Below are 12,849 nucleotides of genomic sequence, written 5' to 3'. Positions count from 1 at the left end.
TAGGCATTTAGCCCTAAATTTGAATATGGACAAAGAAATAGCTTATTCAGTGCTCGATCTTGCGGGTGTAGCACAAGGACAAACACCTGCCGATACTTTCCCCCGAAGCCTTGACTTGGCCCGCCATGCCGAACAATGGGGATACCAGCGTTTTTGGCTGGCCGAGCACCATAATATGGTAAGTGTAGCCAGCTCTGCAACATCGGTATTAATTGGTTATATTGCTGGTGGCACCTCCACTATCCGCGTTGGTTCTGGCGGTATTATGCTGCCCAATCATGCGCCTTTGGTAGTTGCTGAACAATTTGGCACACTAGCTTCATTATATCCCGGCAGGATTGATCTGGGTTTAGGCCGCGCGCCTGGTTCTGATCAGTTAACAGCGCTGGAAATAAGGGGGCAGAATTATTACCAGGAGCATAATTTCCCTAAGGATATACAAAAATTACAAACTTTTTTCTCCGCAGAAAACAGCGAAGCTAAAGTAAGGGCTATCCCCGGCGAAGGCCTTGAGATCCCGATATGGATACTGGGTTCAAGTACCGATAGTGCAAGGGTTGCGGCGGCTATGGGTTTACCTTATGCTTTTGCCAGTCACTTTGCCCCCACTTACTTTAACGAGGCAATAAGGATATACAGAGAAAACTTTCGTCCTTCAGAATTTTTACAGGCTCCCTATGTAATCGCTTGCGTAAACGTAGTAGCTGCCGATACCGATGAAGAAGCAGCACGCCTGGCAACCTCCCTTAAGCAATTGTTTTTAGGAGTAATTACCGGCCGACGGAAATTATTACAACCACCGGTTAACAGTATGGACGAAATCTGGAACAGTTATGAAGCCGAAGCGGTAAATCAGATGCTTACCTACGCCTTTGTTGGCGGCCCCGAACTGTTAAAAGCCCAATTACTTACTTTCCTTGAACAAACCGGTGTAGATGAGGTAATGGCTACATCGCATATATTTGATCATAACGCGCGCCTTCATTCTTATGAACTGTTTTCTACCGTTATGAAATCAATAAACCAACTGGCTATGGTTTAACTATAAAATACACAAATATACCCTCGCAGGTTGTAAACTACCGTGAAAACACCCATTGCGGCAACACAAACACATGGGTATATTTATTCATGCAGCCACTATTTGTTAATCTTTCGGGTTATTTACAACTGATACTTATTCCTGATAATGAATTTGATTGTCACGGACGAGTGCTTGACGACCTTTCCTATAGTATTTATTTAGATACTACCTGTACCATAAATACGCTGATGGAAAAAGAGATACAGAGAAATTTAGGCGCGGCTCCCGATCCAGACTATCTTGGACGGATAGTAATGTCGGCACCGCATGTTTTTTACTATTACGCATCTTACTGTGAACGTAGCTTTAATATTTATGAGATAGAGGAAATTGCAGAGCGGATAATTCAATTTAACTTATACAAGGCGTGGGCGCATCGCTAATAAATAGCAATATATTTCAGCAGAATATTTGTTAAATAACAACTACTGAACGGTTCAAAAAATCCGCTCTTAGAACTATCTCCCAGATAAGACAACTCAAACCTGCCTTTTACCAGCACCACGTGCAGGTATAGTTGAGTAAACCAGGTGCCATCCAAAACCGTCAAATCCTACAATAGTTTATCCAGGGCTAACATTTAGTTAACGGTTGAGATTTATGTTTGCCGCTGTAATATTACCTTGTGATCGGCCTTTAAATATAAAACATATTGAAAAACAAACTATTACTTACCCTGCTCATTACCTGTCTTGTAAAAGTTGGTTCATTTGCACAAACACTTAACGGCAACCGCGGCCATAGCCATAACGACTATAATCAGCAAATCCCTTTCCTTCAGGCGTACTATGCCGGCATGGGTTCCATTGAGGCTGATGTATTTTTGTTTAATGGCAAGCTTTATGTTGCACACAACCGGGAGGATATATCTGAAGAACGCACTTTAGATAATCTTTATCTTAAACCGCTGGCAGCGCTGTTTAAAAAAAGCGGTAACAGGCCTTATGCCGATACCTCGCTCAGGTTACAATTGGTTATTGATATAAAGGAGGATCATGAGCATGTAATACCCGAGTTAATTAAAGAGATAAACCCTTACATGCAGGTGTTTAATGATCCGTCAAACAAGCGTGCCGTTAAACTTGTGCTAAGCGGCGACATGCCCGCCCCTGCTAAATTCGATAACTATCCATCATATATTTATTTTGACGGGCGACCGGAGATCACTTATTCGGCAGATGAGCTGAAGCACGTTGGCATGATAAGCAACGAACTGAGTTTATACACCAAATGGAATGGTAAAGGAACACCAACACCTCCCGATATGGAAAAATTGCAGCGTATTGTAAACGCGGCACATGCGGTACATAAGTCATTCAGGTTTTGGGCCACGCAGGATAGTCCCAACACCTGGATCGAGCTTGAAAAAATTGGTGTCGATTGGATCAATACCGATCATCCCCAGCAGTTACATGACTTTTTTATTAACCGCGCCAAATTAGAATATACCAACCCCGCCCCTTACCAGGTTTATAAGCCAACCTATAAATCTGATGGTGCCAATAAAAAGGTTAAAAACGTAATCCTGTTAATTGGCGATGGCATGGGGTTGGCACAGATCCAGGCCGGATTAACCGCAAACCGCGGGCAACTGAATATATACCAATGCCACAACATCGGTTTTTCGCAAACACGGGCTTCAAATTCAGATAATACCGATTCGGCAGCAGGTGCTACGGCCATGGCTTGCGGCGAAAAAACCAACAACCGCTATATTGGCGAAGACACGCAAGGCAAACCCCTGGTTAACCTGCCCGATAAGCTGGCAACCGATGGTATTAAAACCGGCATTATAAGCTGCGGTGATATTACCGATGCAACCCCAGCCGCTTATTACGCGCATAATATTGACAGGGAATCATCACAGGAAATAGCCGCAGGGCTTTTAACCAGCCATGTTGATGTGTTAATAGGCTCAAACCAAAAGAGCTTTTTTAATAATGCCGATAAAAACCTTATTAGCGATCTTAAAACAAAACATTACCAGTTATACACCTCGCTTGCCGATTTAAAAACAGCAACATCGAAAGATAAACAACTGGTGTTGCTTAAAGATTCAGATACCAGGCCGGTAATGAATGGTCGCGGCGATATGTTAAAAGAATCGTTGCTGCAAACCATGCGTATTTTATCAGCAAATAAACAGGGTTTCTTCATCATGGCCGAAGGCGCGCAAATTGATTACGGAGGCCACGCCAATAACCTGCCATATATAGTTACCGAACTGCATGATTTTGATAAAACAGTTGCCGAAGCCCTGAAATTTGCCGATGAAGACGGCGAAACTTTAGTGATAATTACGGCCGATCATGAAACGGGCGGTTTAAGTTTATTGGATGTTTCTACAGAAAAAGGAATGGTTTCAGGTTCATTCAGCACTAACGATCATACCAGCATTAATGTACCCGTATTTGCTTACGGCCCACATGCGCAGGATTTTAATGGCACTTACCAAAATACCGAGATCTTCCACAAGATATTGGCATTAATGAGCGCGAAAAAGTAAAAGAAGTCGAATTTGTATCCTTTCAGTAAAACAGACTGCCTCATTAAGAGCAGTCTGTTTTTTTATTGTTCCCTGTTGATGATAAAACCATTATGAACAGTGTCCATCCCTAATTTGGGGTAATATTCCTGGGCGGTGGGGGCAGCTAACAATAAAAGCATACACTGTTTCCCTAAAGTTTCCTTTGTTAGTTTAACCAGCTGCCTGCCAATACCGCCTTTCTGGTATTCCATGCTGATGGCCAGATCGGCAAGGTAGCAGCAATAACAAAAATCGGTTAATGATCTGGCTATACCGATCAGCACGTCGCCATACCAGGCGGTAACAACAAGGTTGGAGTTTTCATACATCTTTGCAATTCTTTCCGGGTCGTTGGTTGGGCGTTTGATGCCCGAACTATCGTATACAGCTATGATTGCCTCGGTAGCCGGGGTAATATTTGTTCTGTAAGTAATTTCCATGCTTATATTTTTTATCAAAAATACTGCGCAATAGGACTATCTTTGGCATCCAGTTATTAAAAACAAAGTAGTCCAGATGCTTCCCTTTGATACCCTTATTATTATTGACAAGTCCATAGCTTTGCCTGTATACAAGCAGATAGCCAACCAACTCATAAAACATATCCGCAATGGTGTGCTCAATTCGGGCAATTTATTGCCTGGCACACGCGTTATGGCTGCCATACTAAAGCTGCACCGCAAAACGGCTATTGCCGCCTATGATGAATTAAGCGCGCAGGGTTGGATAACGGTGATACCCCGCAAAGGCTTTATGGTTGAACAAAACCTATCCGAGTTTCGGCCAAGAAAATGGGATGAGCGAACCGCGGGTTATAGCTACAACAGCGCCATGCCGGTACCCTTTTACCAATCGCAGTTACCGGCAGCACCATCCTTAACACCAAGCCCAGGCTTTGACCTTATCATTGATGACGGGCACCCCGATCCTCGCCTGGCCCCTTTACAATTATTAAATCGTGAATACCAAAGTCGCCTGAAACAACCGCAGGCCTTCCGGCGGATCTCCTCGGCAATGTCGCAGGGTTCCCCAAAATTGCGGGAGGCCATGGTGAGCTACATTGCCGACACCCGTGGAATAAAAATGCAGCCGGATCACATCATTATAACCGACGGCGCGCAAATGAGTATCTACATTGCGGCCAGTTTACTTTTAAAACCGGGAGATCATGTGCTTGTGGGCGAACCAGGTTATTACCTCGCTAACCAGGTATTTGAGCAACTGGGCGCCCATATCATTCGCATACCAGTTGATGAAAACGGACTGGTTGCCGATGCTGTAGAAGATGCCTGCCGGAAATATAAGATTGGCCTGTTGTACCTTATCCCGCACCATCATCATCCTACCACGGTAACCCTTAGCCCCGAAAGGCGGATGCGCCTGCTGGAAATGGCCGAAAAATTTAACTTTATTATTGTGGAGGATGATTATGACTATGATTTTCATTACACCTCCTCCCCCTATTTACCATTGGCTGCAGGCAACCACCACAGCCGGGTAATATATATAGGCTCTTTTTCAAAATCCCTTACCACCTCTATCCGCATTGGCTTTATGATTGCAGCGGCAGATTTTATACGCCAGGCCGTTCACTTACGCAGACTCATTAACCTGAAAGGTAATTATATACAGGAAGATGCCCTGGCCGCACTGATCACAAACGGAGATATTGGCCGGCACCTTAAAAAAGCAAATAAACTATACCTCGAAAGGCGCGATCATTTATGCACGCAGTTAGATCTGCATTTAAAACACGTAGTACAATACCAAAAACCATCTGGTGGAATGGCGGTATGGACAGTATTTAACAAAGCCTATCCATTAAAAACAATAGCGCAAAAAGCCGCTAAGTGCGGGTTATACATCAATAACGGCAACTTATTTGATACACCTGAAAACAGCTACAATGCAATGCGTTTCGGCTTTGCGTCTTTAAGTTTAACAGAGATTAGCGAGGCGGTACATATTTTGGCTAATTGTATATAGGCTTGGTAGTTAACGATCATTAAAAAGCTTGTTCAAATCGGCATATGGCTTTGCTTCGATGGCATAACTGAATGTTCCCTTTGTTTGCATCTCTTCAACGGCCCTGAAAAACGCGCCATATGCCGCCCTTACAAGTGATGAACCGAGGCTGATCCGTTTTACACCCAAATCTTCCAGTTGTGTTATGGAAAAACTGCTGCCGGCCATCCCCATGATCACATTAAGCGGGCGGGGGGCTACCGCTTTAACAACTGCGCTTATTTCTTCAGCCGTCTTTAAACCGGGGGCAAACAGTACATCGGCACCCGCATCGGCATATGCTTCCAGTCTTTTAATGGTATCGGCAAGGTTTGGCCGGCCATAAATAAGGTTTTCTGCCCTCGCTGTTAAAGTAAATGGATAAGGCAGGCTTTTTGTTGCTGCTACAGCGGCTTTTACCCGCTCCAGTGCTTGTTCAAAGGGATAGATAGGACTGTCTGGTCGCCCGGTCGCATCTTCAATGGAGCCACCCGAAAGTCCTGATTTTGCTGCAAGTAAAATAGTTTCCGCACAGGTTTCCGGGCTATCGCCATAACCGTTCTCCAGATCTGCAGATACCGGCAGTGATGTAGCCGAGATAATAGCCTTTACGTTTTCCAGTGCTTGTTCCCGCTTAATAGACGCATGTCCGTCGGGTTTCGCAAGTGAAAAAGCCAGGCCTGCGCTGGTTGTAGCCAGGGCTTTGAAACCCAACTTTTCCAATAAGCAGGCAGATCCGGCATCCCAGGGATTAGGTATTACAAAAATGCCGGATTGCTGATGCAGTTGCTGAAAAATATGGTTTTTGGTATGTGATGATTGATTGCTCATTACTTGTAGGACATTATGGTTTATTATCTACTAAACGTTTAAATAGATTTTTCTACACCTGTTGCCGGTAAATTTTGTTCCTTACTCGTTTTCCTGACCTTCCCTCTTAGCGTGCTCAAAAATTCAGGGGTCATACCCAAAAACGAAGCAAGCGAATATTGCGGGATACGCTGTACAAAATCGGGAAAGGAGCTATTGAATTGCAGGTAACGTTCTTCTGCTGACCAACAAAGCAATATTTCAACCCTTTTTAACACAGTGGTATAAGCTATCTGCATCATGATCCTAAAATACCGCTCTATCCGCGGAACTTTTATAGCGAGTTGTTCAATAGCCGTTTTATCTAAAATAATGATTTCCGAATCTTCTTCTGCCTGGATATAATATTGTGATGGTTTACCGGTTTCTAAGCTTTTATAGTCACCAATCCACCAGCCCTCTATGGCAAATTGCATTACCTGTTTGCTTCCGTCAGCATTAATTATGTACATCCGCAAACATCCCGATACCACAAAATACCTCGCCTGGGAAATATCGCCTTCGGTAAGTAAAAATGTTTTTTTGGAAACCTTTTTATAATTTAAAACAGACTGAACTACTTCAATATCCTCCTGATTTAAAGCAACGTATCTCGATAAATGGTTCAGCAGATTCTGGTACATTTTATAATTGATATAACACACAAAGATACGTGTTGCCTAAAAGCAATCTTTAAATAAACCAGGTTATTTCTTAAGCTACTTTAATCATTTTTAATTTATGTGCCATTAGTTTTGCCCGAAACAATAAAATGAAAAACATATTAGTTATTAATTCAAGCCCGAGAACAGCCAGATCACATACCCGAAAACTTACAGAAACTTTTGTAGATAGCTGGAAAGGAAATGTGCCAGATGCTACCATTGTTTACCGCGATCTGGGGTTGGAACATGTGCCGCACGTTTCCGAAAACTGGATAGCCGGAGCTTTTAAGCCTGCCGAAGAAAGATTGCCCGAAGAAAGAAAAGCGTTGCTCAAAAGCGATGAATACATTAAGGAACTTAAGGATGCCGATATTATTGTTATTGGTGCACCAATGTATAATTATTCAATCACCAGTTCATTGAAAGCATATTTTGACCAGGTGCTGAGGATCAATGAAACCTGGAAACTGAATGTAGATGATCTGAAAAACCCTTACCTGGGCCAGTTAAAAAACAAAAAATTGTTCCTGCTTTTATCAAGAAGTACCCAGGGATTTGAAGAAGGTGGATACAATGAAAAATTAAATTTCCAGACAACTTATTTAAAAGCAATTCTTAAAATGATGGGCATCATTGATGTTGAGGAAGTAATTCTTGATGGAGAGTTGTTTGGCGAATCGAATTTCCAGCAATCGTTAATTAATGCCCACCATCAAGTGACATCAATAGTAACAGGTTTAATTGGGTAATATAATAACTAATCCTTTATTTATATCCGGTGCGTTAAAGGCACCGGATAGCTATTATTTTTGCAGTAAAAATATTAACATGAAAAACAATTTTGATATCCCGCAGCTATTCCTTCGGTTGGTGCTTGGCATTGGTTTCCTCCTGCCGGTTATGGATAGGTTTGGCTGGCTTGGCGCAGCAGGCGTAAACGGAAATGCCTGGGGCAACTGGGAAAGTTTTGTGAGCTATACCAATTCATTAATGCCCTATTTGTCGAAATCCTTAGCGGGAATAATGGCGGCTTTGGCAACCCTTGCTGAGATAGTATTTGGCATTACACTGATCATTGGCTTTAAAATCCGCCTTGCAGCCATAGGAAGTTTCCTTTTAACATTGATTTTTGCTTTAAGCATGGCTGTTTTTTTAGGCCCGAGGATCCCTTTTAACTATTCGGTATTTGCAGATAGTGCAGCTGCTCTTTTACTGGCCTGCATCCCGGCTTACAGGTGGAGCATTTCAGATTAATGCAAAACGATGGCATCGCCGGCAAACAGGCGATACCTTATAACAGTTTGCTTATTTAATACTACTTGGTAGTTAGGATAAAAAAAGCCCGGGCAACATTGCCCGGGCTTTTGATCATTTCTGAATTTGCAATACATAAAGGTTTACCGTTTGCAGCGACCTATAACTCAAGGAACGCCGTTTCTTCTGGTATGGTTATTTTGCTGTTATCCGCTTTCTTTTTAGCAAGCTTATCCACCCTCATCATTAAAAATATACTGAGTACCGATATAATTACAATAAGGTAACCTACCACATTATAATTTTGCAGCGGCGCACCTTTAGACGGCTGTGTAACAATAAGCCCGGCAACTGCCGCAGCAACACCGCCTGCAATTTGCTGTAACGATGAGTTGATACCCATAAAAGCGCCCCTATCGGCCATATCAGGTATGGCGCTTGTTAAGGCCGATGAAGGAATCATACGGCTCATTATCCCCATCATCATTAATATGTTATAAACTATCACTATAGGGAACGCAGTGATGCCAAGGTTGGTATACAGTACACACATCACCATCATCCATACAGATGCTGCGGCAAATATTTTAAACTTGCTTATCTTATCGCTTAGTTTACCTACCAGCGGCATAATTATCAGCGAACATACACCCGATACCATAAACAGTATAGGCAATTGCTGATTAGTTAGTCCGAGGTTATTAACCGCAAAGGCACTGCCGAAAGGCATCATCATAAAACCACCGATTGATAGTAACGCGGTTGCGGCAAACCCTACCCTATAATTACTTTTCGACACGGTATGCAGCAGGTGCTTAAATGCTGATTTATCTGTTTTGATGGACAGATGCTGCACTACCGGCTGCAGTTTAATGGCAACGCCTACCGCAATACAACTGCTTAATGCAGCTACCATCCAAAACGGAGCTTCCCAACCCCAGGCATTGGCTAAATATAGGCCGATAGGTACACCCAAAACCTGGCTTCCGCCAAAACCCATCTGTACAAAGCCCATAACGCGCCCGCGCTGCTGCAATGCAAAAAGATCGGTAATTATTGCCATAGATATGGATCCGATTACCCCGCCAAACAAGCCGGTAATGATACGCGCGGCAACCAATACTGCATATGATTGGGCCAAACCGCAAAAAACAGTGCCTGCAATAAAGCCGATGTAAAAAAACAACAGCAGTTTTTTACGGTCGAATTTATCGGCAAAGCCTGCTGTTAGTAAACCCGATATACCCGCGCTAAAAGCATAGGCCGATACCGCTATACCAAAGGCAGAGGGTTTTAGGTTAAGCGATTTCATAAGTATATCGCCAAGCGGCGACATCACCATAAAATCAAGTATCACGGTAAACTGGGTGATAGCCAGTAAAAATATTACTATTTTCTGGTAGCCTGTAAAAGGCACCGGTTGTTGATTGTTCATGTGTTGAGTTAAGTTAATTCACAGCATTCGTAGCCGTGATGGTTTATCATTTCAATAATTTGCGCGTGCGACAGCGATTCTGATATGATACGCAGCACATAATCGCTGTCGTCCAGATAGATGTTCCAGCATTGTATTTCGGGGTTATTATCAAACAAGCTGTGCAACACGGCTTTATCGCTATCGCAGCTGATGTTGGTTTTAAAAAGTAAAATGTGATCGAAGTTTGGGGAGATATCCATAGGTTTACTTTTTAAGGGCTTTTACCACCATGTTAAACGTTTTCCAAAGTATTTCGTCGGTCATTTTAAATGGCATACCGCCCATGCTTTTTCCCTCCTTATCAAAACGTAACAGGTTATATAATGGCGCAAATGCTACGGACCAGTAGGCTTCAAAAGGCATAGCCTCTATCTCGCCGCGCTCAATCACGTTATGCATAAACTTTCCCATAATCACTTTAAAAGTGCTCATAAACGCCGAAAGGTATTCTTCCTGGTAACTGGAACTGCGCAACTGTTCAAAAAAGAGGTACATATTTGGTTTCTCCAGGGCATAGCGGTAACGGTTTTCCCATTGCTGCCGCAAACCTTGTTCAAAAGACATTTCAGGGTCAAAGTCCTTTACAATTGCCTCTTCCATTAATTTCAGCTCTTCTACAGTCACCTTTATGATCAGATCGTCCCGGTCTTTATAATATATGTAAAGTGTACCTACAGAAATCTGGCAAGCCTTGGCCAGCTTGTTCATGCTGAACCCCTCTAAACCATCTTTTACGATAAGTTCAATAGCCTTTTGCTTAACTAATTCTTCCTTTTCTATACTTCTTGATCTCATGACGGTTCAAAGATAAATAAATATTCATTCATTTATAAAATGATAATTTAATTTCTTTGTCATAAATGGTATATCAAACCGGGTATGAAATTAATAAAGGGAGAATTATACAGTAGATAAAGCAAATGGATAGCATCAAGAGTATCCTACAGTCTTGATGTTATCCATTATTAATCCAATATCTCTTAAACAGGAATAGAAAACAAAGGGATATTTAAACCAGAAGCCATGATGCGGGTTTTACTGCGGTGTACCATCGATCCCCAAAAGCCATGCTGCTCCGGAACCATGATCAGCAGATCGGCCCCTGTTCTTTTTATCTCACCGGCTATACCATCAATGATAGAATCTGATTTAACGTTTTTATAATAATAGTCGATGCCTTCCAAACCGGCATCAATACGGCTCAGCGCATTGGGATCTGCCCCTATCGCTTTCAGCTCGTCTATGGTTTCGTTAATTAAAAGCACTTCAACTTCCGCCTGGGTAATCAGGGCCATATTTTTTATCCGTGCCAGCAATTGTTCTGAAACGCCGTGCAATACATCACAGGCAAAAATTACTTTTTTAGGGTTGCTGAATTTAGCATTTGCCGGTACAGCTAGTACCGGCCATTGCAGCTTTTTGATAACCGAAGTGGTGGTATTTCCTAAAAGTTCCTGCTCCAGCGATTTCTCTTCCATGCCCATTACAATCACTTCGGGCTTGTATTGGTTAACTATATCTTTCACGGCATCGTCTATAAAAGAAAATGTGGCTTTGGCCAGTACCTGAATACCGTATTCGTCGGCAAGTAGCAAAGCCTTTGATTCCAGCAGCAGTTTATTTTCGTCAATCATCTCCTCCACCCGCTCGGCAGAAAGCCGCGCATTCATCACATGTATCGAAACCGAAAAATCATTCAGCAAGATCAGTTTATAATTATTTTGACGTGCTATGGCGGCGGCATAGGCAACGGCATTTTCAGCTAATTCGGTATAATTGGTGGCAGCAAGAATAGTATTCATAGTATTCGGTGTATAATTATAAAGGTTGAAGTTAGGCGCTATTACGTGACTAATTGTTATCGCAACGTAAAAATAGGATTACAATCACCTCCCGATTGCGCTCATCATCAATTATGACTTTTATACTATTATATAGCCTCTAATAATCGAAGCAAGGGTTATTATTCTTGCTTCGACAATTAAACATATGTTTTACAAGCCGGTCATTTTTTCCACGGCCTCAGGGTAACGCTCACCCACTATTTTAATTTCCAAAGCAGCTTTATCAATATTCTTCAGATCATCAACAGTCAATTCAACTTCGGCAGCGCCAAGGTTTTCCTGGAGGCGGGTAAGTTTGGTGGTGCCGGGAATAGGTACTATCCAGGGCTTTTGCGCAAGCAACCAGCCAAGCGCTATTTGCGCGGTGGTTACACCTTTTTCTGCCGCAACTTTATCAAGCAGGGCAATGAGTGCCTGGTTTGCCTTCAAGGCATCGGGCTGGAACCGTGGATTATTACTGCGAAAATCATGGCTTCCAAACGTTGTTTCGGCGCTCATTTTACCGGTGAGAAAACCCCTGCCTAACGGACTAAACGGTACGAAACCAATGCCCAATTCTTCCAGCGTAGGAATCACTGCTTCTTCGGGGTTTCTGGTCCATAAAGAATACTCGCTTTGCAAGGCGGTTACCGGCTGTACAGCATGTGCCTTTCGGATAGTTTGCGCCCCGGCCTCTGATAAACCGAAGTGCTTTACTTTACCTTCTGCAATCAATTCCTTCACCGTTCCGGCAACGTCTTCGATTGGTACGTTGGGATCTACACGGTGCTGGTACAGCAGGTCAATTACCTCTACTTTCAGTCTTTTTAAGGAGCCCTCAACCGCTTTGCGAATGTGCGCGGGCTTACTGTTAACGCCGGTCATTTTACCATCCCGGATATCGAAACCAAATTTGGTGGCAACTACCACATCCTTACGAAATGACCCCAGTGCTTCACCAACAATTTCTTCGTTGGTGTAAGGGCCATATACTTCGGCAGTATCAAAAAAGGTTACACCCTGTTCAACGGCCGCGTGCAGCAATGCAATGGCATCCTTTTTTTCCATAGGCTGCCCGTAAGAAAAGTTTAAGCCCATGCAACCTAAGCCGATGGCGGAAACTTCAAGCCCGCTTTTTCCTAATGTTCTTTTTTTCATTTTATATT

The 12,849-nt window shown here is 42.9% G+C and carries 14 protein-coding genes; 6 read left to right on the top strand and 8 right to left on the bottom strand.

Translation table 11 applies throughout. The features are described from left to right. Positions 1 to 25 precede the first annotated feature (25 nt). From BLS59_RS10405 to BLS59_RS10395, 3 genes are all read left to right on the top strand, one after another. Positions 26 to 1,042 carry an LLM class flavin-dependent oxidoreductase gene (locus BLS59_RS10405; RefSeq protein ID WP_091148714.1) on the top strand — a complete coding sequence of 339 codons (1,017 nt, stop codon included), beginning with the start codon at positions 26 to 28 and terminating at the stop codon, positions 1,040 to 1,042. An 89-nt stretch (positions 1,043 to 1,131) separates the two neighbouring features. Continuing rightward, the gene (locus BLS59_RS10400; protein WP_091148711.1) at positions 1,132 to 1,467 is read left to right on the top strand and encodes a hypothetical protein; all 336 of its coding nucleotides are present in this window, start codon (positions 1,132 to 1,134) and stop codon (positions 1,465 to 1,467) included. Between the two features lie 269 nt (positions 1,468 to 1,736). After that, complete coding sequence (locus BLS59_RS10395) at positions 1,737 to 3,590, top strand: alkaline phosphatase (protein WP_240315210.1); 1,854 nt, start codon at positions 1,737 to 1,739, stop codon at positions 3,588 to 3,590. A 62-nt stretch (positions 3,591 to 3,652) separates the two neighbouring features. Here BLS59_RS10395 and BLS59_RS10390 read toward each other — a convergent pair whose 3' ends face one another. Then, the gene (locus tag BLS59_RS10390) at positions 3,653 to 4,051 is read right to left on the bottom strand and encodes a GNAT family N-acetyltransferase (protein ID WP_091148709.1); all 399 of its coding nucleotides are present in this window, start codon (positions 4,049 to 4,051) and stop codon (positions 3,653 to 3,655) included. A 76-nt stretch (positions 4,052 to 4,127) separates the two neighbouring features. On the opposite strand from BLS59_RS10390, the gene pdxR reads away from it, so the two are divergent. Continuing rightward, the gene (pdxR, locus tag BLS59_RS10385) at positions 4,128 to 5,597 is read left to right on the top strand and encodes a MocR-like pyridoxine biosynthesis transcription factor PdxR (protein ID WP_091148706.1); all 1,470 of its coding nucleotides are present in this window, start codon (positions 4,128 to 4,130) and stop codon (positions 5,595 to 5,597) included. Positions 5,598 to 5,606: 9 nt separating this feature from the next. On the opposite strand, the gene BLS59_RS10380 is transcribed toward pdxR, so the two are convergent. Both BLS59_RS10380 and BLS59_RS10375 read right to left on the bottom strand, forming a co-directional pair. Next, positions 5,607 to 6,446, bottom strand: coding sequence for an isocitrate lyase/PEP mutase family protein (locus BLS59_RS10380; RefSeq protein WP_091148701.1), 840 nt, complete (start codon positions 6,444 to 6,446; stop codon positions 5,607 to 5,609). A gap of 38 nt (positions 6,447 to 6,484) precedes the next feature. After that, positions 6,485 to 7,108, bottom strand: coding sequence for a Crp/Fnr family transcriptional regulator (locus BLS59_RS10375; protein ID WP_091148699.1), 624 nt, complete (start codon positions 7,106 to 7,108; stop codon positions 6,485 to 6,487). 128 nt (positions 7,109 to 7,236) lie between these two features. On the opposite strand from BLS59_RS10375, the gene BLS59_RS10370 reads away from it, so the two are divergent. Further along, positions 7,237 to 7,878 carry an FMN-dependent NADH-azoreductase gene (locus BLS59_RS10370; RefSeq protein ID WP_091148697.1) on the top strand — a complete coding sequence of 214 codons (642 nt, stop codon included), beginning with the start codon at positions 7,237 to 7,239 and terminating at the stop codon, positions 7,876 to 7,878. Between the two features lie 79 nt (positions 7,879 to 7,957). Continuing rightward, entirely contained in the window at positions 7,958 to 8,383 is a 426-nt protein-coding gene (locus tag BLS59_RS10365; RefSeq protein WP_091148695.1) for a DoxX family membrane protein, read from the top strand. A 160-nt stretch (positions 8,384 to 8,543) separates the two neighbouring features. Here the strand turns inward: BLS59_RS10365 and BLS59_RS10360 are convergent, their stop codons facing one another. The 5 genes from BLS59_RS10360 to BLS59_RS10340 all read right to left on the bottom strand — a co-directional run bounded on the left by BLS59_RS10360 (position 8,544) and on the right by BLS59_RS10340 (position 12,841). Then, a complete protein-coding gene (locus BLS59_RS10360) occupies positions 8,544 to 9,818 on the bottom strand; it encodes an MFS transporter (protein ID WP_091148692.1) in 1,275 nt (424 codons plus the stop codon). A gap of 8 nt (positions 9,819 to 9,826) precedes the next feature. After that, positions 9,827 to 10,060, bottom strand: coding sequence for a hypothetical protein (locus BLS59_RS10355; RefSeq protein WP_091148689.1), 234 nt, complete (start codon positions 10,058 to 10,060; stop codon positions 9,827 to 9,829). Positions 10,061 to 10,064: 4 nt separating this feature from the next. Then, positions 10,065 to 10,655 carry a TetR/AcrR family transcriptional regulator gene (locus BLS59_RS10350; protein WP_091148687.1) on the bottom strand — a complete coding sequence of 197 codons (591 nt, stop codon included), beginning with the start codon at positions 10,653 to 10,655 and terminating at the stop codon, positions 10,065 to 10,067. A gap of 185 nt (positions 10,656 to 10,840) precedes the next feature. After that, entirely contained in the window at positions 10,841 to 11,662 is an 822-nt protein-coding gene (locus BLS59_RS10345) for a universal stress protein (protein WP_091148684.1), read from the bottom strand. A 192-nt stretch (positions 11,663 to 11,854) separates the two neighbouring features. After that, the gene (locus BLS59_RS10340; protein WP_091148681.1) at positions 11,855 to 12,841 is read right to left on the bottom strand and encodes an aldo/keto reductase; all 987 of its coding nucleotides are present in this window, start codon (positions 12,839 to 12,841) and stop codon (positions 11,855 to 11,857) included. Between the last annotated feature and the right edge of the window lie 8 nt (positions 12,842 to 12,849).

This window comes from Mucilaginibacter pineti (assembly GCF_900101875.1).
GTDB classification, from domain to species: Bacteria; Bacteroidota; Bacteroidia; order Sphingobacteriales; family Sphingobacteriaceae; genus Mucilaginibacter; species Mucilaginibacter pineti.
Note: the sequence above shows the minus strand (reverse complement) of the source record. Positions and strands in the feature narration are given on the sequence as shown.

Coding starts and splice junctions, on each gene's coding strand:
- BLS59_RS10405 (WP_091148714.1), top strand. CDS start 26: ATGGACAAAGAAATAGCTTATTCAGTGCTCGATCTTGCGGGTGTAGCA.
- BLS59_RS10400 (WP_091148711.1), top strand. CDS start 1,132: ATGCAGCCACTATTTGTTAATCTTTCGGGTTATTTACAACTGATACTT.
- BLS59_RS10390 (WP_091148709.1), bottom strand. CDS start 4,051: ATGGAAATTACTTACAGAACAAATATTACCCCGGCTACCGAGGCAATC.
- pdxR (WP_091148706.1), top strand. CDS start 4,128: ATGCTTCCCTTTGATACCCTTATTATTATTGACAAGTCCATAGCTTTG.
- BLS59_RS10380 (WP_091148701.1), bottom strand. CDS start 6,446: ATGAGCAATCAATCATCACATACCAAAAACCATATTTTTCAGCAACTG.
- BLS59_RS10375 (WP_091148699.1), bottom strand. CDS start 7,108: ATGTACCAGAATCTGCTGAACCATTTATCGAGATACGTTGCTTTAAAT.
- BLS59_RS10370 (WP_091148697.1), top strand. CDS start 7,237: ATGAAAAACATATTAGTTATTAATTCAAGCCCGAGAACAGCCAGATCA.
- BLS59_RS10365 (WP_091148695.1), top strand. CDS start 7,958: ATGAAAAACAATTTTGATATCCCGCAGCTATTCCTTCGGTTGGTGCTT.
- BLS59_RS10360 (WP_091148692.1), bottom strand. CDS start 9,818: ATGAACAATCAACAACCGGTGCCTTTTACAGGCTACCAGAAAATAGTA.
- BLS59_RS10355 (WP_091148689.1), bottom strand. CDS start 10,060: ATGGATATCTCCCCAAACTTCGATCACATTTTACTTTTTAAAACCAAC.
- BLS59_RS10350 (WP_091148687.1), bottom strand. CDS start 10,655: ATGAGATCAAGAAGTATAGAAAAGGAAGAATTAGTTAAGCAAAAGGCT.
- BLS59_RS10345 (WP_091148684.1), bottom strand. CDS start 11,662: ATGAATACTATTCTTGCTGCCACCAATTATACCGAATTAGCTGAAAAT.
- BLS59_RS10340 (WP_091148681.1), bottom strand. CDS start 12,841: ATGAAAAAAAGAACATTAGGAAAAAGCGGGCTTGAAGTTTCCGCCATC.